Source organism: Staphylococcus sp. 191, assembly GCF_011174885.1.
GTDB classification, from domain to species: Bacteria; Bacillota; Bacilli; order Staphylococcales; family Staphylococcaceae; genus Staphylococcus; species Staphylococcus coagulans.
On the sequence record NZ_PNRJ01000010.1, the window covers coordinates 24430 to 45718 of the forward strand.

21 protein-coding genes and 2 pseudogenes are annotated in these 21289 nt (G+C 34.9%); 13 read left to right on the plus strand and 10 right to left on the minus strand.

The annotated features are described in order from the left end of the window. The first annotated feature begins 119 nt into the window (after nt 1-119). Nucleotides 120-1085: a competence protein CoiA gene (locus tag C1H58_RS08020; RefSeq protein WP_165545876.1), complete on the plus strand. Its 966-nt coding sequence runs from the start codon at nt 120-122 to the stop codon at nt 1083-1085. Between the two features lie 72 nt (nt 1086-1157). Next, nucleotides 1158-2966, plus strand: a complete 1809-nt coding sequence (gene pepF, locus C1H58_RS08025) for an oligoendopeptidase F (RefSeq protein WP_165545877.1) — start codon at nt 1158-1160, stop codon at nt 2964-2966. 472 nt (nt 2967-3438) lie between these two features. Here pepF and yjbH read toward each other — a convergent pair whose 3' ends face one another. From yjbH to C1H58_RS08040, 3 genes are all read right to left on the minus strand, one after another. After that, entirely contained in the window at nt 3439-4227 is a 789-nt protein-coding gene (gene yjbH / locus C1H58_RS08030) for a protease adaptor protein YjbH (protein WP_016424655.1), read from the minus strand. 16 nt (nt 4228-4243) lie between these two features. Further along, nucleotides 4244-4615, minus strand: coding sequence for a truncated hemoglobin YjbI (locus tag C1H58_RS08035; protein WP_016424656.1), 372 nt, complete (start codon nt 4613-4615; stop codon nt 4244-4246). 162 nt (nt 4616-4777) lie between these two features. Then, on the minus strand, nt 4778-5380 hold the full coding sequence (locus C1H58_RS08040) for a CYTH domain-containing protein (RefSeq protein ID WP_050331447.1): 603 nt from the start codon (nt 5378-5380) through the stop codon (nt 4778-4780). Between the two features lie 132 nt (nt 5381-5512). Here C1H58_RS08040 and C1H58_RS08045 point away from each other — a divergent pair, with 132 nt between their 5' ends. Genes C1H58_RS08045 through C1H58_RS08070 form a run of 6 tightly spaced genes read left to right on the plus strand, consistent with a single transcriptional unit; the run spans nt 5513 to nt 11428 of the window. Then, nucleotides 5513-5860 carry a UPF0738 family protein gene (locus tag C1H58_RS08045; protein ID WP_050331446.1) on the plus strand — a complete coding sequence of 116 codons (348 nt, stop codon included), beginning with the start codon at nt 5513-5515 and terminating at the stop codon, nt 5858-5860. Between the two features lie 16 nt (nt 5861-5876). Further along, entirely contained in the window at nt 5877-6521 is a 645-nt protein-coding gene (gene yjbM / locus C1H58_RS08050; RefSeq protein WP_165545878.1) for a GTP diphosphokinase, read from the plus strand. After that, nucleotides 6521-7330 (plus strand): NAD kinase, encoded by an 810-nt coding sequence (locus tag C1H58_RS08055; RefSeq protein ID WP_016424660.1) that lies wholly within the window; start codon nt 6521-6523, stop codon nt 7328-7330. Before yjbM ends, C1H58_RS08055 begins: the two co-directional genes overlap by 1 nt. Further along, entirely contained in the window at nt 7327-8181 is an 855-nt protein-coding gene (locus C1H58_RS08060; RefSeq protein ID WP_060830159.1) for an RluA family pseudouridine synthase, read from the plus strand. Before C1H58_RS08055 ends, C1H58_RS08060 begins: the two co-directional genes overlap by 4 nt. A 12-nt stretch (nt 8182-8193) precedes the next feature. Then, the gene (gene mgtE, locus C1H58_RS08065; protein ID WP_207554628.1) at nt 8194-9585 is read left to right on the plus strand and encodes a magnesium transporter; all 1392 of its coding nucleotides are present in this window, start codon (nt 8194-8196) and stop codon (nt 9583-9585) included. Between the two features lie 10 nt (nt 9586-9595). Continuing rightward, the gene (locus tag C1H58_RS08070; protein ID WP_165545880.1) at nt 9596-11428 is read left to right on the plus strand and encodes a monovalent cation:proton antiporter family protein; all 1833 of its coding nucleotides are present in this window, start codon (nt 9596-9598) and stop codon (nt 11426-11428) included. A 435-nt stretch (nt 11429-11863) separates the two neighbouring features. Here C1H58_RS08070 and C1H58_RS12565 read toward each other — a convergent pair whose 3' ends face one another. The 6 genes and pseudogenes from C1H58_RS12565 to C1H58_RS08095 all read right to left on the minus strand — a co-directional run bounded on the left by C1H58_RS12565 (nt 11864) and on the right by C1H58_RS08095 (nt 15414). Continuing rightward, nucleotides 11864-12328 (minus strand): chromate transporter, encoded by a 465-nt coding sequence (locus C1H58_RS12565; protein WP_481864909.1) that lies wholly within the window; start codon nt 12326-12328, stop codon nt 11864-11866. Nucleotides 12329-12755: 427 nt separating this feature from the next. After that, nucleotides 12756-13030: pseudogene (locus C1H58_RS12570) on the minus strand (chromate transporter). Between the two features lie 36 nt (nt 13031-13066). Next, nucleotides 13067-13459 carry an arsenate reductase (thioredoxin) gene (gene arsC / locus C1H58_RS08080; RefSeq protein WP_165545881.1) on the minus strand — a complete coding sequence of 131 codons (393 nt, stop codon included), beginning with the start codon at nt 13457-13459 and terminating at the stop codon, nt 13067-13069. A 17-nt stretch (nt 13460-13476) separates the two neighbouring features. Beyond that, nucleotides 13477-14769 (minus strand): arsenite efflux transporter membrane subunit ArsB, encoded by a 1293-nt coding sequence (gene arsB / locus C1H58_RS08085; protein WP_165545882.1) that lies wholly within the window; start codon nt 14767-14769, stop codon nt 13477-13479. Next, complete coding sequence (locus tag C1H58_RS08090; RefSeq protein WP_165545883.1) at nt 14766-15080, minus strand: ArsR/SmtB family transcription factor; 315 nt, start codon at nt 15078-15080, stop codon at nt 14766-14768. Before C1H58_RS08090 ends, arsB begins: the two co-directional genes overlap by 4 nt. Nucleotides 15081-15123: 43 nt before the next feature. Beyond that, nucleotides 15124-15414 (minus strand): recombinase family protein, encoded by a 291-nt coding sequence (locus tag C1H58_RS08095; RefSeq protein ID WP_241415594.1) that lies wholly within the window; start codon nt 15412-15414, stop codon nt 15124-15126. Here C1H58_RS08095 and C1H58_RS12370 point away from each other — a divergent pair. Both C1H58_RS12370 and fabI read left to right on the plus strand, forming a co-directional pair. Beyond that, a pseudogene (locus C1H58_RS12370) lies at nt 15402-15556 on the plus strand (permease); the annotation flags it as partial. The gene C1H58_RS08095 and the pseudogene C1H58_RS12370 overlap by 13 nt on opposite strands. A gap of 260 nt (nt 15557-15816) precedes the next feature. Next, a complete protein-coding gene (gene fabI, locus C1H58_RS08105; protein ID WP_050331983.1) occupies nt 15817-16587 on the plus strand; it encodes an enoyl-ACP reductase FabI in 771 nt (256 codons plus the stop codon). 210 nt (nt 16588-16797) lie between these two features. Here fabI and cozEa read toward each other — a convergent pair whose 3' ends face one another. After that, entirely contained in the window at nt 16798-17895 is a 1098-nt protein-coding gene (gene cozEa / locus C1H58_RS08110; protein ID WP_165545885.1) for a lipoteichoic acid biosynthesis protein CozEa, read from the minus strand. A 215-nt stretch (nt 17896-18110) separates the two neighbouring features. On the opposite strand from cozEa, the gene C1H58_RS08115 reads away from it, so the two are divergent. From C1H58_RS08115 to C1H58_RS08125, 3 genes are all read left to right on the plus strand, one after another. Next, entirely contained in the window at nt 18111-19679 is a 1569-nt protein-coding gene (locus C1H58_RS08115; RefSeq protein ID WP_165545886.1) for an alanine/glycine:cation symporter family protein, read from the plus strand. 165 nt (nt 19680-19844) lie between these two features. Further along, a complete protein-coding gene (locus C1H58_RS08120) occupies nt 19845-20579 on the plus strand; it encodes an esterase family protein (protein ID WP_050331437.1) in 735 nt (244 codons plus the stop codon). Between the two features lie 53 nt (nt 20580-20632). Then, nucleotides 20633-21142 (plus strand): 2'-5' RNA ligase family protein, encoded by a 510-nt coding sequence (locus C1H58_RS08125; RefSeq protein WP_060830153.1) that lies wholly within the window; start codon nt 20633-20635, stop codon nt 21140-21142. The last annotated feature ends 147 nt before the right edge of the window (nt 21143-21289 follow it).

Sequence of the window (21289 nt, forward strand, 5' to 3'; positions counted from 1 at the left end):
GATTTACTATCAGAGATAACACGATTATTTATAACGAGTTGAGTTTAAAAAAGATGACGCTGAAAAAATATTTGAAGTAATTCTTAATATTTGTACGTGTATGTAATTGAGGTGACGAGATGTTAACAGCATACAATGAGCAATTAGAGCAAGTTTTCGCACAACATGCGTCCAAACAAGAGCAGTATTTTTGTCCAATTTGTAAAGCGGCTGTCATTTTAAAACAAGGGGCCACTAAAAGCGCCCACTTTGCCCATCAATCCAATCTCCATTCTACACGTCAGATGCAAGGTGAATCTGAACAACATCATCGTTGCAAATCTCATTTATATCTTCAATTAAAAAAGAGCCATGCTGATGTAAAATTAGAACCCTATTTGAAAGCAATTAACCAAATTCCAGACTTGATTGTAGGACATTGGGCATTAGAAATACAATTAAGTATGATTTCTTACGAACTAATGAGACAACGTACGATAGGGTTAACGCAGCTAGGCTATCGTGTCTTATGGCTTACAGCATTGCCTAAAATTAAACAAGGTCGCTTCATTCTGACACAACTTCATCAACAAGCAATTTTACCAGAGTCTTATTCACTCTTTTGTATCAATACGAAGACAGATAGTATTTATCGAATTTCACAACTTGTTCCGCTTACAGCAACACAATTTTATGGAGAAATGACCATGATTCCTGTCGCACAGCTTTGCCAATATTTAAGTCATCAAGCGCCTGAAGAAATGGTTGTTCGTAAATTATCGACTGCGACAATCTTAAGCTATATAAGACAATGTCGTCAAAAAAACAATGTGCGAGAACCTACAATATCGTTAATGTACCAATTACAATTAACAGATGAACAAGTTATTAAATTAACTGGATTTTTATTTCCAGAACAAATTTATATTCGTACGCATCCTGTTTTATGGCAGTTATGGATATTGAAGAGTATACAAAGCCAAATACCAAGCCACGCACTTCTAGCTAAAAACATAAAATTGCGTCAGTTTGCTCTGAAAGAAGTGAATTCATTAAAATTAATCAATAGCATAATAGCGCGATATATTAAATTTTTAAATTTATAAGTGAATAGTGTGCATTATTGTAAGAAAAATGAGAAAATAAGATTAATATTAACACCAAGAGGAGGAAAAATAATGTCACAACAACTCACAAGAGAACAACAAGAACAAAAATATCCTGAATACTCATGGGATTTAACAACTATTTTTGAAAGTGATGAAGCTTGGGAAAAAGCATTTAAAACAGTTGAAAGCTATTTAGGAAAAGAAGCTCAATTTAAAGGTCACTTAGGTGATGACGCAGAAACATTATATCAAGCTTTATCACTCGAAGATGAAATTGAAACTGAACTTGAATCTGTATACGTCTATGCACATTTAAAGCAAGACCAAGATACAGCAAACGATCAATATACTGGTTTTGAAGCACGTGCACATCAATTAGCAATTAAAATAAGTTCAGCTTGGAGCTTTTTAGTACCTGAATTACTTCAAATAGATGAGAAAACAATTGAATCTTATGTTGCCTCTCATGAAGGATTGAAACGCTTTGAGTTCGATTTACAATTAATCAACGAAAAGCGTCCGCATATTTTAGATGCTGAGCAGGAAAAATTACTAACTGAGGCACAAGATGCACTATCAACCCCAAGCAATGTATTTAGTATGTTTGATAATGCAGACCTTACTTTTGAAGATGTAACGGATAAAGAGGGTCAAAAACACCCATTAACGCAAGGTACATTTATTAAATATTTAGAGTCTGATGATCGTGTACTACGCAAATCTGCTTTTGAAAATGTATATAAAGCCTATGGAAGCTACAACAATACGTTAGGTGCTACGCTAGCAGGAGAAGTGAAAAAACATGTATTTAATGCACGATCACATCATTATGAGAGTGCCCGTGCGCAAGCTTTAGGAAATAACAATATTCCTGAAGAAGTTTATGATAACCTCGTGAAAACAGTCCATGAATATTTGCCGTTATTACATCGATATACAAAATTAAGAAAATCATTGTTAGGTGTAGACGATTTAAAAATGTACGATATGTATACACCAATGGTTAAAGATATCAAGTTCGAAATGCCTTACAATGAAGCGGTTGATTGGATGTTAAAAGGTTTGGAACCAATGGGGGAAGAATATTTAAATGTGATTAAAGAGGGCTTAAACAATCGCTGGGTAGACGTATATGAAAATAAAGGAAAACGTTCAGGTGCTTATTCATCAGGTGCGCATAAAACGAATCCGTTTATTTTATTGAACTGGTCTGATACTGTTTCTGATTTATATACGTTAGTCCATGAGTTTGGTCATTCAGCGCATAGTTATTTTAGCCGTCAAAATCAACCATCTAACATGAGTGATTATTCTATTTTCGTAGCTGAAGTGGCTTCAACATGTAACGAAGCATTAATGAGCCATTACATGGATAAACACCTTGATGATAAACGCCGTCTATTATTATTAAACCAAGAATTAGAGCGCTTTAGAGCCACGCTTTTCCGTCAAACGATGTTTGCAGAGTTTGAGCATAAAATTCATCAAATTGAGGAAGCAGGGGAGCCATTAACAGCTAATCGTATGAATGAAGAATACGCTACATTGAATCGTCAATACTTTGGTGACACAGTAGAAACAGATGAAAACATTAGTAAAGAGTGGTCTAGAATTCCTCATTTCTATATGAACTATTATGTCTATCAGTACGCAACAGGTTATAGCGCTGCACAAAGTTTAAGTCACCAAATTTTAACTGAAGGTCAACCAGCCGTTGAACGTTACATCAATGAATTTTTGAAAAAAGGAAGTTCAAATTATCCAATTGAAATCTTAAAAAATGCTGGTGTAGATATGACAACACCACAACCGATTGAGGATGCATGTAAAGTCTTTGAACAAAAATTGGATGCCTTTGAAAAATTAATGAAAGCTTGATAGATATGAATTCGTTTACAATATGACGGTTTTGTGAAATTTTTAATTTTTAGTCCTTAAATGGTTGAAACCATAAAACACTCGTGTTATATTATGAGCATGAAATTAATCACATAACAAACATACCCCTTTGTTTGAAGTGAAAAATTTCTCCCATCCCCTTTGTTTAGCGCCGTGTCGAAACACGGCGTTTTTTATTTGTCCTTTTTTAGCTATGTTCTTATTCTAAATTCTGTACTATGCCTTTATTACATATTCATTAACTAAGAGCGTGTCATGTTAACGTTATTCAGGAGTTCGTCACCGATAGGGTTAAAGTCTGTCTTGCGATAGCAATCGACAAAATGAAGCGTCATCAACACTGATAGCGTGAAGCAAAAACAAACACTAGACAAGTGTTGTCGCCTACTAGCTCCTAGCTATAAACGTTAAATTTGTCTAGTGTCATTTCGTTTATTAATAATAGTCATATTTACATCTTTGATTTCCAAAAGACGCCCTCAGGATAAGTCATTTTCGTAATCTTCTGCTGCAACATTAATTTTTTTAATTCTTTTTTTAAAGTTTTCTCTGGCCATTCATAAATTGTCAATAACTCTTCTTCTGTCACCAACTGTTTTTGTTGAATATAATCAGCTAAATTCGGCGGTAAAGATTTTTCGATAGGGCTTCCCATCATTTCATTAATAATATACGTATAGATATGATATGGGTACAGGCCTTCTACTTTTAAACCTTCTTCTTGAATATCTTCATTAAAAAAGACAAGAGAAGGGGCTTGTTCAACTTCCATTTCTCGAGCGATATGGAGATCCACTTTTAAACTTTCACGCAACTGCCCGTTCTTTAAATCATCTTTGTAAACGTCTAAATCTAAACCTGCATTAATTATACATTTACGTATCATTTCTTCTGTAACAATGTCGGGCTTGGGGATAATCTCATTTTGAATTAAATGCATAAAACGATGTGCACGTGCACGTCCTTGTAATTCGGCAGCTTTAAATGCAAGTGCAATGTTATCCCGATCTGAAGTGCTTTGTGCTTGACATTTTGTTAAAACACGCAAAGAAGGGTTTAATATATGACGAATACGAATATATTGATGGTATTCAATGCGTAACTTTGACAAAATCGCAGAAAGTTTAAAGCTGTCCATACTAAATGGATCAAAAAAAGAGTAAATTTCAATCTTACTTACAGGTGAAAGATTTGAATCTTCACGACAAGTATTCACGATAGCTCTCAATTCTTTCGTCATGTTATTTCACCTACAATTAATTTTCTATATTGACCATATGATTTGCGGTTAAACTTAGTCTTTCATACAAGTAATCGCCCACGCCATACGGAAGTTGTGCTTCTGTAATAGCAATGTGCATGTTTTCCAACCATGCGGCTTTTGCTTGATGGTCTATCGGAAAAGACATGTGACGCATTCTTAACATCGGATGCCCATGTTCTTGCGTATATAAGTCCGGTCCACCTAGAAATTGCGTTAGAAACTGTTTTTGTTTGCGTGCCGTTTCTGCAAAATCGCCAGGAAACAAATGATTAATTCTATTATCTTGTTCTACTAGTCTATAGAAATGATCAATTAAGGCGTATAACTTTTCTTGCCCAATCACTTCATAAGGTGTCTGTGCCATCTTCATCACCGCTCAAGTTTCGTATTATATATAAATGATAACATGAATTTTTACATTTCAAAGCAAAAACACTTGTACATAAACTGTTTACATGTCATACTATTGAATTTTGTGAATGGATTCTTCATCAATTGAATGAAACAACGCTTGTATAGTTTACAATCATCTTTTCTTCTTATTTATGTTTTGATTATGTTTTTTGTATTCAAAAAAGCGTTGTACTTTATTTTTTGGCGTATCCGGTTCTAATTGTAGTTGGTCTAATAGTTGATGAAATGCATGTTTTCCTGTTTCAAAATCTGATACTTCAAACTCTAGTTCGTAATCTTCAGTATCTAAATACGTACTATGGTCTAAGACAAGTAAACCGTGTGCTGTTTCAGTTTCAAGACGATAGGTTGTTAATGCGCCTAGAACTAGTAGATCTTGCACAGCTACGTGACGTAGTTCGAGAACTTCTTGTATGGATGAGTCAATGATATCAACAGGGACACGTTTATCTTGTTTAGGTGACCAAGTCACTTGTGCATTGTGTTCTAATAAACCAACTTGATCGGGCACTTTCAACGTCATCTCATTAGAAGCGTTTTGCTTTTCTCGTATTCTTAAAGCCATTTTCTGTGATTGAATTTGAAAGTCTGGTGTATCAATGTAATAATTAACTTGCTTAAAAGGGGATTGCTTTGAAAAATAATGCGCCTTAATCTTCTCGTAATGCGCTTTATTGAGTCGTTGTTTAAATTCAATTTCTCGTTCAATTGACATTGATGATCACTCCTTATTGACTTATTATGCCGAAGTATGTGATGTTTTGAAAGTAATTCACATGAGTTTGTTTTGAACGATGAGTGTCACGTTAAATTATGTTAAAATGTTACGTGATGAGGAGGAAAAGATATGCGCATTTATGTCAACGAAGTTAAAATTCAAGATAATCGTATCTTATGTTATACGGATGAACCTACGAAAGGTTTTACTGAAGCGGGACAAATGCTTGCTGATAGTGATCGTCACGCCTTTGTTTATTTATTAGATGATGGATCTTCGTTCTCGTACTTATTGTTTGTACAAGAAACTTGGCCAATGCTTCATGAACATCGGGGCAAAGAAGTTGTGATTAACGATGAATTAACGTTAACGCAATTTTCTCCTGAGTTGGACTACTTATTAGAAAACATAGAAGGTAATTCCAATTATGGAAAAGAATTTGTGACTGCCGTAGAAGAAACATTTGAACTCGTATGAAGCGGAGTGAAGTGAGATGAACCAATGGGAAATTTTTCTAGCACCATATCAACAAGCGATTGACGAATTAAAAGTAAAGCTGAAAGGCTTAAGAAAGCAATATGAAGTTGCAGAATATAATTCACCAATCGAATTCGTGACAGGGCGTGTTAAACCCATTACGAGCATTATTGATAAAGCGAATAAAAGGGGTATTCCATTCGATCGTTTACGTGAAGAAATGTATGATATTGCCGGTTTACGAATGATGTGTCAATTTGTAGATGATATTGACATTGTGGTTGATTTACTACGTCAACGTCAAGACTTTAAGGTCATCGAAGAGCGTGATTATATTAGTAATACTAAGCAAAGTGGATACCGTTCATATCATGTGATTATTGAGTACCCAATTGAAACATTGGATGGTTCAAAGTCAATTTTAGCTGAGATTCAAATTCGTACTTTAGCCATGAATTTTTGGGCAACGATTGAGCATACGCTACGTTATAAATATGATGGGGATTACCCACCCGAAATTCAAACGAGATTAGAACGTGCAGCTGAAGCCGCTTTCTTATTAGATGAAGAAATGTCAGAAATTAAAGAAGAGATTCAAGAAGCTCAAAAATATTATTCGAAAAAACGTGCAAACAAGCATGAGGATCGCGGGGTGGATTGATGCGCTACGTTATATTATCTAAAGGAGATTCAAAATCTGAAGCACTGAAACATAAAATGATGTGCCATATGGAAGATTTTAAAATGATCGAGGATCCAGAAAATCCTGAAATCGTTATTTCAGTAGGCGGTGATGGAACTTTATTACAAGCTTTTCATCATTATAGTCATATGTTGTCTCGATGTGCGTTTGTCGGGATACATACAGGTCATCTCGGATTTTATGCGGATTGGTTACCACATGAGGTAGAAAAATTAATTATAGAGATTAATAACTCTGAATTCCAAGTCATTGAATATCCATTGCTAGAGATTGTTATTCGCTACAATGATAAAGGTTATGAAACACGCTACCTCGCGCTTAATGAAGCCACTATGAAAACGGAAAATGGAACAACGCTTGTTGTAGATTTAGACATTCGTGGTCAACACTTTGAACGATTTAGAGGGGACGGGTTATGTATCTCTACGCCTTCTGGTTCGACCGCTTACAATAAAGCATTAGGCGGTGCATTGATTCATCCTTCATTAGAAGCAATTCAAATTGCTGAAATTGCATCAATCAATAACCGAGTTTTCCGTACGGTTGGCTCTCCCTTAGTGTTACCTAAACATCATACATGTCATGTGAAACCGGTCAATCACGATAGCATTTTAACGACCATTGATCATGTGAGTGTTAAACATAAAAATGTTAATGCGATTCAATACCGTGTTGCTAACGAAAAGATTCGTTTTGCACGCTTTAGACCTTTCCCATTCTGGAAACGTGTCCACGATTCATTTATTTCTAGTGGTGATGAATCGTGATATTTAAATATCATATCCAAACGTCTATGACACTAAAGTCATTCTTATATGCACAACAATTTTCTAAAAAGACGATTAGCGCCATTAAACAAAATGGCGCTTTACTTGTTAATGGTGATCCGAAGACTGTACGTTATACGTTACAAAGTGATGATACTTTAGAAGTACATCTTCCTAAAGAGCTTCCGAGTCCGTATCTTCAGCCTTTTCTAGCACCGCTGGATATTTTGTATGAGGATGAATGGCTACTTGTTGTCGTGAAGCCACAACAACAAAATACGGCACCTTCACGAGAACATCCTCATGAAAGTTTAGTTGAACAGGTTTTAGCGTATATGCAGCTACACAATGAACGGGGCATCCCTCATGTTGTTACACGGTTGGATCGTAATACAACAGGAATTGTTATTATTGCGAAATCACGTCATGTGCATCATTTAATGAGTCATATTGAGATTGAAAAATACTATGAGTGTATTTGTCATGGGGTGCTAGAACAAAATGGTTTCATTGATGCACCCATCGCTCGGGATACAGAAAGCATTATTAAACGTATGGTTTCTGAAGACGGTAAGTCCGCACTGACATATTATGCACCTATTAAAAATTTCAAGACTTATACATGGTGCCGTGTTAAACTTGAAACGGGTAGAACGCATCAGATTCGTGTTCATTTCGAATACATCAATGCACCATTAGTAGGGGATACATTATATGGAGGAGCACACCCTACTTATCAAACACAATTATTGAAATGCGCAGAAGTCAGGTTTGTACATCCATTGACAAATAAAGAAATAAACATCAGGAATCAACATCCAAACTTCGAGCAAGTTTTAACCACTTTGTAGATATACGGATTGATGGAGGTGGCAAATGTGGCTAATGAAAATGAACAAATCATTTTAGATGACGAAGAAATATTCGACAAAGACTTGTTGGATGACTTAATAGCTAATGAGGATATTGATGGTTTTAGAGAAGAATTTTTAGCACTGCACTCATATGAACAAAGTGAATACTTTGAAGTGAGTGATGACGATATACGTCAAAAAATGTATCGATATTTATCTCCCGAAGAAGTGGCTGAGTTTTTCGAGAGTTTAGAAATTGATGAAGAAGAATATGAAGATTTATTTGAAGAAATGAACGCGGCCTATGCGAGTAAAGTACTTGAACATATGTCGTACGATAATGCGGTAGATATTTTAAATCAGCTATCGAAAAAGAAAATTGCAAGCTTATTAATGTTGATGAATCGTGAGGACGCTAAAGAAATTAAAGCGTTACTTCATTATGATGAAGATACTGCCGGCGGTATCATGACAACGGAATTTATTTCTTTGACAATCAATACCCCGGTGCACGAAGCGTTAATGAGGGTAAAAGAACAAGCGCCAGATGCGGAAACCATTTACGTGATATTTGTTGTAGACGAAGAGAAAAAACTTGTCGGTGTCTTATCATTAAGGGATTTAATTATAGCTGAAAATGATACTTATATTGAAGATATTATGAATGAGCGTGTCATCAGTGCTAATGTTGCTGATGACCAAGAAGACGTCGCACAGACAATGAGAGACTATGACTTTATTGCTATGCCCGTACTCGACTATCAAAATCATTTACTAGGGATTATTACTATCGATGATATCGTGGACGTTATGGATGAAGAGGCAAGTGAAGACTACTCTCGTTTAGCCGGTGTATCGGACATTGACTCTACAGATGATTCGATTTTTCAAACCGCATTTAAACGGTTGCCTTGGTTGCTGATTTTAACAGTTTTAGGGATGATTACAGCATCTATTTTAGGTTCTTTTGAAGAAACGCTTGAAAAAGTGGCTTTACTTGCTGCTTTTATACCAATTATTAGTGGGATGTCTGGGAATTCTGGAACGCAGTCTTTAGCCGTAGCTGTACGTAATATCTCCACGGGTGATATTAAAGAAAAAAGTAAAATCAAACTCGCCTTGCGTGAATCCGGGAGTGGTTTCTTAACCGGTATTACTTGCGCAACGAGTTTATGCTTTATTATTATCATTTTATACGGACAACCTTATCTTGCCCTCATTGTTGGAACGAGTTTAACGATTGCGATGACAGTAGGAACAACGATTGGGTCTGTCATTCCACTTGTAATGAATCGTATAGGCATTGACCCTGCAGTTGCAAGCGGACCTTTTATTACTACAATTAATGATATAGTAAGTATGTTAATCTATTTCGGATTAGCAACGTCATTTTTAACCTAAGGGGGTACTCATGGAATTTGTATCACTAGTCATTGTCATAGTTGCGGCTATGATTACACCAATATTGATTAACAGATTGAAAATTTCATTTTTACCTGTCGTCGTAGCTGAAATTTTAATGGGTATCGTGATAGGTAATTCATTTCTAAATCTTGTTCATCGTGACGAAGTACTGAACATTCTATCCACATTAGGTTTTATTTTTCTTATGTTTTTAAGTGGTTTAGAAATTGATTTCAATGCATTTAAAAAAGATAAATCGAATAAAAAGAAAGAAGATGCAAAGGTTCCGAACCATTTACGCATCGCTTTGTCTGTGTTTTTGCTTATCATGATTATCTCCATAGCTCTTGCATTCGCATTCAAATGGATGGGGCTTATTGATGATGTGCTATTAATGGTGATTATTATATCAACCATTTCACTTGGTGTTGTCGTTCCTACTTTAAAAGAAATGAACTTGATGAGTACGACTATTGGACAATTGATATTGTTAGTCGCTGTGCTTGCAGATTTAGCGACGATGTTATTACTTACAGTTTATGGGGCCGTACATGCATCAGGTGCTGAAACGCTTTGGCTTATAGGAATATTAGTCGTCTTTACAGTTGTATTTTACTTCTTAGGCGGATTGTTCAAAAAAGCACCATTTTTACAAAAACTGATGGATGGAACGACGCAAATTGGTATTCGTGCCGTGTTTGCGCTTATTATTTTACTCGTGGCACTTGCTGAAGGTGTCGGCGCAGAAAATATTTTAGGGGCTTTCTTAGCGGGTGTTGTCGTTTCTTTATTAGGACCGACACAAGATCTTGTTGAGAAGTTAGATTCATTTGGTTACGGATTCTTTATTCCAATATTTTTTATCATGGTCGGTGTCGATTTAAATATTCCATCTTTGATTAAGGATCCTATGATTTTATTAATTATTCCTGTGTTAATAGGGGCCTTTATTATTTCAAAACTGATTCCTGTATTATTACTTAAAAAATGGTTTGATATGAAAACAACCATTGCATCTGCCTTTTTACTGACTTCAACATTATCACTCGTCATTGCAGCAGCTAAAATCGCAGAAAAGCTGGGCACGATTAGTAAAGAAACTTCGGGTGTCCTTGTTTTAAGTGCGGTTATCACATGTGTTTTTGTACCTATAGTGTTTAAAAAACTTATACCTATTCCAGATGAGATGCAACGTTCTATTAAAGTCGCAATGATAGGTAAAAACCAACTTTCTATTCCAATTGCACAAGGTTTAAGATCTCAGTTATATCAGATTTCACTTTATTACCGAAAAGATTTAACAGATCATCGCACATTATCAGATGATATCACGATGATTGAGATGGCAGATTATCACCCTGCAATATTAGAACGTTTAGGTCTTTTTGATAGTGATATCGTTGTATGTTCGACTAATGATGATGAAATCAACCGACGCGTCGCATTAATGGCAAAAGATCATGGCGTAGAGCGCGTGATATGTCGCCTTGAAGCGAGTGATGAAGCACAAACATTAAGTAGTAAAGGTATTGAGTTGTTCAGTAATTTCCAAAGTAATCAGATTTTATTAAAAGGTATGATTGAAACACCAAACATGCTGAACTTATTAAGCAATGTGGAAACATCGCTTTATGAAATTGGAATGTACAATTATGCATTTGATCAAATGCAATTGCGTAACTTTCCATTTGGTGGCGATATTATCTTTGTACGAATTATCCGCAATAATGAATCTATCGTACCGCACGGGGATACTCAACTTCAATATGGCGATCGTCTTATTGTTACAGGTACGAAAGAGTACGTTGATCAACTTAAAATTGAATTGGAGATGTTTTAAATTACGAAGATATACACGACTCAGTTCTCACAGTCTCATTTTCATTGAGGCCGTGATCAATTCCAAAATAAATAGCGCTAGATGATTGATTATAAGCATCGTCTTAGCGCTTCTTTTTTATGATAAAACTTCGTATTGAATAATTCTACTTTCCGAGGAGACAGCCTCAGCCTGTAGTCTTCGGCTCGTTCTGTTCCATGGGAGTATCTGTTTTGGAGTGATATGACAAAAATTTTGCATTTTAAATGGTACATAGTAGAACAGAAATATATATGAGTAAGAAATTTTAGAAGAGATAAAAGCAAAAAACAACATAGGCTGGGCCGAATTATATAAACATTTAGATATAAAATACAAATCCCTTTAATTAGCAAACAAGGGATTTTGTATATAGAGTATAAGTATTTTGATTATTTGTATATTCATTGATTTATATTAATAAAATAGAATACCTAAGATTATACCTATCAAAACAATAGACCAAGAAGGCAATTTAAAATACATTAATAATATGAATAATGAGCTGACTAAAGCAAAATCTAATTCGGATTTAATCGTTGATGTCCAAATCGGGTTATAAAAAGTAGCAATAAGTATACCAACTACACCTGCACTTATCCCTTTCAAAAATCCTTCAGCATAAATATTAGATTTAATATTATCCCAGAATGGCAAAATTCCAAATAACAAAAGAAATGCTGGTAGAAAAATGGCAATAGTAGCCAATATTGCTCTTCCAACACCTTCTATAGACATCCCAATATATGAAGCAAATGTAAATAACGGTCCGGGTACAGCTTGAGCAGCAACATAACCTGTTATGAAGTTATCGGGCGATATTAATCCTGATGGTACAAACTCATTTTTCAATAAAGGTAAGATAACATGACCTCCCCCCAAAAACTAAAGACCCTGATCTATAAAACTATCAAACATTTTTAACCATAGATTATTTGTCATAGAACTGGCTAAAGGTAATAAGGTTAATAGTAAAAAGAATAATGATAATGAAAAAACACTTAACTTTTTAGATAGTTTGAATGAATTGTTTTTTATTTTAGTTCTATTTGTTGAACTTTGCTTTAGAAAGATGAGACCATATACACAGGTTATTGATAGAGCAATAACCTGTACATAAAGATTATTACTAATGATAACATAAGAACAAACAATGCTAATACAATAGTGGTTTTGGTATTGGTTAATTTTTTACCCATTCCTATAATAGCTTGAGCTACAACAGCAACAGCTACGAGTTTTAAACCTTGTATCCAAGTAAAACTTGTATCACTACTCGTAAATAGCGATGAAAAAAGCATTAGTATAATTACAGAAGGAGCGTAAATCCGATAAATGAGATAAATGAGATAATACCTCCACCGACGCCACCTCTTATAGTTCCTATACCAATACCTACTTGGCTACTTGCAGGACCGGGTAAAAACTGGCAAAGTGCTACCAAATCAGAATCCTCTTTTTCATCAAGCCATTTTCTTTTTTTACATATTCATCATAAAAATAGCCTAAATGGGCAGTAGGTCCGCCGAATGATAATAAACCAAGTTTTAATGCAACAAAAAATATATTTATATATTTATACATAAAACCCTCCTTGTATTTGGCAGATTCATCCTTTACTTAACTATTGAATTCTTTAATTTTTTTGCCAATTTCATCTCTAATACGCTGGAATTCTGACCACTCTTTACCTGCTGGATCATCAAATCCCCAGTGCTCTTTTTTTACGTTTGGTGGTAGTGTAGGACAATTATTGTCTGCATCGCTACATAAGGTCACGACTAGATCCGATTGTTTTAAGATATCATCATCAATCAAGTCGGATGTATGATTTGAGATATCAATATTTACTTCTTTCATAGCTTCTATTGCTTTAGGATTAACACCATGTTTCTCAATACCAGCAGAATACACATTCCAATTTTCACCTAATATTTTCTTTCCCCAACCCTCAGCCATTTGACTACGACATGAGTTTCCAGTACATATAAAATAAATTGTTTTCTTTTCCATAATTCATTCCCCATTTCTTAAAATATGATTAGTGTAAGGTATAAACCCAAGAGTGTTACAAATAATACTGGGATAGTAATAACGATTCCAGTTTTAAAGTATGTTCCCCAAGAAATCTTTACACCTTTTTGAGTTAAAACATGTAGCCACAATAATGTTGCTAAAGAACCAATGGGTGTAATCTTAGGCCCTAAATCAGAACCGATGACATTCGCATAAACCATACCTTCTTTTAATATTCCTGTAGCACTGGATTGACCAATCGCTATCGCATCTATTAAAACAGTTGGCATATTGTTCATAATTGAAGATAAGAAAGCAGCTATAAAGCCCATGCCTATGATACTGCTGAATAATCCATGATTTGAAATGTTTGATAGTACATTAGCCAAAGTTGTTGTGATTCCTACGTTTTTTAAACCAAATACAACTAAGTACATACCGATAGAAAATAGAACAATATTCCAAGGAGCACCTTTAATTACTTTTTTAGTATGAACTGCTTTAGATTTACGGGCTAACAATACAAAGATGAAAGCAATGATGCCAGCAATAATTGATACAGGGATCTGTATAAACTCACTAATAAGATAGCCTAAGACCAGTATTGCTAATACAACCCACGAAAACTTAAATAATTTAGGATCTTTAATTGCATTTTTAGGCTCTGTAAGATCTTGTGTATCGAACGTTTTAGGTATAGATTTTCTGAAATATAACCATAAAACGAGAATACTAGCAATGAGAGAGAATAGATTAGGAATAAGCATTCGGCTAAAATATTCAATAAATCCAATATCAAAGTAATCTGCAGAAACGATATTAACTAAGTTACTTACAATTAAAGGTAATGATGTAGTATCCGCTATAAAACCGCTAGCAATAATAAAAGGGAAAACCATTTTTTCATTAAATCCTAGATTTCTTACCATTGCTAATACAATAGGCGTTAAAATTAAAGCTGCACCATCATTTGCGAAAAACGCAGCTACTATCGCTCCTAATAGCATGATTAAAACAAACATTTTTAAACCGTTACCGTTTGAAGTCTTAACCATATGTATCGCAGCCCATTCAAAAAAGCCAATCTCATCTAATATTAGTGAAATGAGAATAACAGCTACAAAAGTTAAGGTAGCATTCCAAACAATACCTGTTACTTCTAATATATCGGAAAAACTTACAACCCCTGTAATGATAGCAACGATAGCTCCAATTAAAGCTGTAATACCAATATCTAATCCTCTAGGTTGCCATATTACAAAGATTAAAGTTAAAAGAAAAATCACAATTGCTAAAATGGTCATCAACACTCACCTGATTTCACATTTTTGCATACACAACGTTGATTAGATGTATTAATGGTGTTTAAGTTTTGAATAATATCATCTAAAATAACATGATTAAGTTGATACATGTGTTTGTTACCTTTTTTTCGTGAGGTAACTAACTCACTTTCTACTAAGAATTTCATATGATAACTTAATGTAGGTTGCGAAAATTGAAAATGCTCCAGCAAGTCACAAGCGCATAATTCGCCACAAGATAGTAAGTCTAGTATTTCTAACCGACTTGGATCTGATAAAACTTTTAATAGTGCTGATAGTTCTTTATAAGACATTAATCTACCTCCTTGATAATAAATAGATTAACATCTATATAGATTACTGTCTATGTTCTATTCTATATATCGTCTGACGAGTCATAACAACTTCTTTTGCTATAGCGCTAATAGACTTGCTCAGTTTAAGTAATGCAACAGCACGATAATAAACTAAACGTTTGTATGGATCTTTAGCACGAGGAGAATAAAGTACAGGACGCCCCTTATAAATACCTTTTTCTTTTAAGTAGTTAACGGTTTGAATAATCTCATCATAATTTCGTCCTAATCTAACAATTGATTCCACCACTAAACGGTCTCCCATTCTCACGAAATTCAACTTTTCTAGTATTTTCTGAAATGAATTTTGTTGACAGTTATAAAGGCGTTAATGTTAAAGGGGATGACTTTTTGCTAATAAAACAGGATTGCGTTTAAAACAAGTATTAAATGATGGATGGGCGTTTTCATACCCAATGTTTCCTTTTTTATGGAGGTACTTAAATGGTTGGAAATGTAGCTGACTTTCCCTGAAGCAGAATGTCAAAAAACTATGGGAAGGTATCATATACTTGAATGTTATTTAAAGAATTTAAAATTAGTAAGAGCAGTTAGTAATTTAGCAAAAGTGCCAAATCGTCCACTTGATAATTGACAACAAAGTAGGGCAGAATATGTGATATAGTTTTAAAATTTAAGACCAGATGGTAAAATTAAAAGTATCATGTTATTAAAAGATAAAGGAGTAATCACATTGATGAATCTTGAAGGTAAAACTTTTGTAGTGATGGGTATTGCGAACAAACGAAGCATCGGTTTCGGTGTTGCAAAAGTATTGGATCAACTAGGGGCGAAGTTAGTATTTACATACAGAAAAGAAAGAAGCTTTAAAGAGCTAGATAAATTAATTGATCAGTTAAATCAATCTGAAAAACACGTTTATCAAATCGACGTTCAAAGCGATGAAGATGTTGTGAATGGCTTTGAACAAATCGGTCAAGATGTGGGGAAAATTGATGGCGTTTTCCATTCCATCGCTTTTGCACGTGTAGAAGAGTTAAGAGGTCGTTTTTCAGATACATCTCGTGATGGTTTCTTACTTGCACAAGATATTAGTGCATACTCACTCACGATTGTTGCGCGTGAAGCAAGAAAAATTATGAATGAAGCGGGTAGTATCGTGACTTCAACCTATATTGGCGGTGAGTTTGCTGTACCAAACTACAATGTGATGGGTATCGCTAAAGCTAGCCTCGAAGCGTCAGTGAAATATTTAGCAGCAGATTTAGGTCAGGATAATATTCGTGTCAACGCGATATCTGCTGGTCCTATTCGTACGTTGAGTGCGAGAGGTGTCGGTAGCTTCACTACAATTTTAAAAGAGATTGAAGAACGTGCACCATTGAAACGTAACGTTGATCAAGAAGAAGTAGGTAAAACTGCAGCTTATTTATTAAGTGACTTTTCATCAGGCGTTACTGGAGAAAACATTCACGTGGACGCTGGTTTCCACGCGATTCGCTAAGTCATTGATAGGATGAAGAAAAGCGATTAAACAGGTTTCTCCTACGTAATTGAGTTGACAGTTTAGCGCGCTAATCTAATAAGTGATAAAAAAGCAATTTCGCTCATCGAGAGGGAAATTGCTTTTTTCGTTGAATCTCAAAACTGAAATTCGAGGCGTTTTTAATCGTTCTTTATAAAGCCATATGACATTTATATCTTTTAAAAAGACTTAGAGAATACTGTTATCATCTACATTACTTTGTGCTTTGTGTAAAATTTGATGACGATATTTGTAAACATTTCGTGCAATTGTCTTAAGGACAGCATATAACGGAACAGCTACCAAGATAAGCATGAAACCGCCTAAACTACCAGAAGCTAAAATAACAATAATAATTGTTAATGGGTGGATGTTTAAAGATTTACCCATTACGTTAGGCGTGATAACATTACCTTCTAATTGTTGCGCTATTAAAGTGACAACACAGACCCATATAAAGGTTGAAGGACTTTGAATCAATCCTAAGATACCTGCTGGTAAAAATGCCATCCATGGTCCTAGAAATGGAATCATATTTGCTACGATGGCGAACATGACGAGTAATAATGTATATTCTAGACCAATGATACTATAGCCGATGTACAAAATTGTTCCGAGGATTAAACTCACTGTAACTTGACCTTGAATATAAGATTTTAATGTTTGGTTCAAATCTTTTAAAAGTGTAACGACAAATATTTTACGCTCACCATTAAAAAAACGTGCAACTGCTGGAATAAAACGTTCGTGATCTTTCAACATATAGATTAAGAAAAACGGAACTAAAATTAACAAGAAAAGTGTGGACACAATACTTGTTACAATATTGAGTGAGTTAGATAAAATATTTGATGCCATTTCACTAATGTAAGAAACGATATCATTAATTTTGTCAGTGACTTGTGATGGAAGTCGATCACGTTGGTCTAATGCAAAATTAATAAGACGTTCAGCTTCACGTTGTATAAACGGGATTTGGTGAATCAGATTCTCAATTTGTGTTGCAATGACAGGTCCAATAACACCAATGACAGCACCAATAAGGGCTGTAAGACCAAGTAAAATAATTGTAATACTTGCCCAACGTGGAATATGCCGTTTTTCTAACATCTTTTGAAAAGGCAAACAAATATAGAATAAAAAGCCACTTAATAGTAAGGGCAATAGGATAGATTGAATAATGATAACGATCGGCATAAAGATATGATTGACATCTATGAATAATTTAATGAGTAAAAATAAAAGCAACAGTGCGATGCCTGAACGAAACCACACTTTATTCGTCATAAATTGTTCCTCCTTTTGTAAACACTTATATTTTAGTATAGCCCAACTGAATACGTGTTAAAAGAAAAAAATGAAATCTCGACAATAAATCTTTTCAATTTTTATTTAGTATGTGAATTTTAATAATAAGTTGCACGGAATTTATTAAATGTGTATACTGATAGCAGATTTATCAGAAAATTTAAAAATTTAACGGGATGATAGGGGGCATGTGTATGTTAGAAGTGATTGTGGGATGGCTAAATGAAGTGGTGTGGAGTAAACCGCTCGTTTATGGTTTGTTACTTACAGGTATCGCTTTTAGTTTAATGACACGTTTTTTACAGGTTAGACATTTTAAAGAAATGATTCGATTAATGTTTCAAGGTGAAAAGTCACCGACAGGGATTTCAAGCTTTCAAGCGATTGCCTTGTCTTTAGCGGGTCGTGTCGGTACAGGGAATATCGTGGGTGTTTCTACTGCAATTTTTATTGGAGGCCCCGGAGCCGTTTTTTGGATGTGGATTACAGCATTTTTAGGGGCAGGCACAGCTTTTGTTGAATCAGCATTAGGCCAAATTTATAAAAAAGAAGAAGATGGAGAGTATCGAGGAGGTCCAGCTTACTATATCGAACGTGGCATCAAAGGAAAATTCGGCAAAATTTATGGGTTGATATTCGCAATTGTCACGATTATTTCTGTTGGTTTATTATTGCCAGGTGTTCAATCCAATGCAATTGCAAGTTCCATGCATAATGCATTTGGAATACCGTCATGGATTATCGCCGTAGTACTAGCGGTCATTTTAGCATTAATTATTTTTGGTGGTGTCAAATGGATTGCCAATGTAGCAACAGCTGTTGTCCCTTTTATGGCAATTATTTATATTTTAATGGCTGTTGTTATTATTGTGTTAAATATCCAAGAAGTTCCTGCATTATTCGCACTGATTTTTAAATCGGCTTTTGGTATGGAAGCTGCATTTGGAGGCATTATCGGTGCAATGATTGAAATTGGTGTGAAACGAGGGCTTTATTCGAACGAAGCGGGCCAGGGGACAGGCCCCCATGCAGCTGCTGCGGCAGAAGTTTCTCACCCAGCGAAACAAGGTTTGGTTCAAGCGTTCTCTGTTTATGTTGATACGTTATTCGTTTGTACAGCAACAGCATTAATCATTCTTATTTCTGGCACATATAATACTACGGATGGGTCAATGGCTAAAAATGGGATGCCGAATTTAATTAAAGATGGTGGTATTTTCGTACAAAGTCCCGATGGCAGTAAAGATTACTCTGGAACTGCGATGTATGCACAAGCAGGGATTGATAAGGCGATTCAAGGATCAAGTTATCATTTTGACCCAAGTTTTTCAGGATTCGGCTCATACTTTATAGCGATTGCACTGTTCTTTTTCGCATTCACAACGATTCTCGCTTATTATTATATTGCCGAGACGAATGTAAGTTTCTTAACGAATCGAATTGCTAAAAATCAGAATAAGTTTTGGCAAAATGTCACACGTCTTGTACTCATTGCTGCGACAGCTTATGGTGCAGTTAAAACTGCTGATACTGCTTGGGCAATGGGGGATTTAGGTGTCGGTATGATGGCTTGGTTAAATATTATTGCCATTTGGATTCTGCATAAACCTGCAATGCATGCATTAAAAGACTTTGAAAGACAGAAAAAAGAAAAAGGAACGGGCAAAACAGCAACCTATCAACCCGATCCGAAAGAGATTCCAACAGCTACATTTTGGTTAGAAGACTATCCTAAGCGATTGAAAGAGAATCAACTTGAGTAAATAATATAATATTTTATATAGTCTTTCGTTTAATAACATACCAAATAAGTCGCACATCATTTGATAGATAAATTCAAATTATATAATAAAATTAAGTTTTTTAGATTAACACATGAGACGTCTCCTGATACAATGAGATTAATTCGTATGAGGAGGTGTCTTTTTATGACATCATTTACGCCAGGACAAATAACAGAAACACAATTTAAAAGTGATTATTTAGAAAGAGAAATCACATTATCCGTCTATTTACCGAAAGATTATTCGGATTTATATAAATCAAAAGTAATCATATGTTTTGATGGCCAAGACTTCTTTAGATATGGTCAACTTCATCGTGTATATGAAAAGCTGAGGAAAAAAGGTGAAGTTGAGCGTGCAATTATTATTGGTTTTCATTATGAATCAGTGAAAGATAGAAGTACTGAATTTCATCCACAAGGGGAAAAAGCAGCGAAGACGGTTCAAGCCGTAGTTAAAGAGTTACTTCCATGGATAGATCGTCAGTTTGCAACGTATAAGGTTGGCAATGCGCGCTTATTATTAGGAGATAGTTTAGCTGGTAGTATTGCACTTTTAACTGGCTTAAGTTATCCACGTGTGATGAGTCAAATTGGGATTTTGAGCCCTTATTATGACGACATTGTGAAACAGATTTTCGAAAGATGTCAGTTTAAATCACATTTAAATATTTGGCATGCGATCGGCAAAGAAGAATGTGATTTTAAATTACCGACTACAGGGAAACAAGCAGATTTCTTAACACCGAATCGTGCATTCAGAGATTTAGTAGAATGCGAGCAAGTGACTTATTATTACGAGGAATTGGATGGTGGACATAACTGGAAAACTTGGCAAAAAGAACTACCAAAAATACTCGCACACTTTTTAAGTAACTAATTATTAGAAAATTTGCTATAATAGAGGCAAGCGAAAACAAAGGAGGAATTGAAATGATTCTAGGGTTAGCGTTAATTCCATCAAAAGATTTCCAAAATGAGGTTAATGCATATCGTAAACGTTATGATAAACACTACACAAAGATTAAACCTCATATTACTATTAAAAGTCATTTTGAAATTGATGATCAAGAAATTGATAGTGTAAAAGCTGAAATTGAAAAACGTTTAGAAGGGGCTAAAGTTGTTGATATGCATGCAACAAAAGCTTCTAATTTTGCGCCAATCACGAATGTAATCTATTTCAAAGTTGAAAAAACAGAAGCGTTAGTGGATTTATTTAACCGCTTTGATGGAGACGATTTTTATGGGAAATCAGAGCATCCATTTGTTCCGCACTTTACAATTGCTCAAGGTTTAACGAGCCAAGAGTTCGAAGACATTTATGGTCAAGTTCGTTTAGCAGGTGTTGATCATAAAGAAACAATTGAGCAAATTTCATTGATGAAATATGATGACACAGAAGATGAATGGAAAGAAATTGAAACATATTCATTGGGGTAGAACGCGTTATGAGCGTTTTTGAAGATGGCCCTTCATCACGCATACTTAAATAATAAAAACCTTTTAAAGCAAACACTTTAAAAGGTTTTTTCGTACTGTCGATTTGCCTTGAATATGGCGATTGACAGTTTTTATTTGATTAGATCC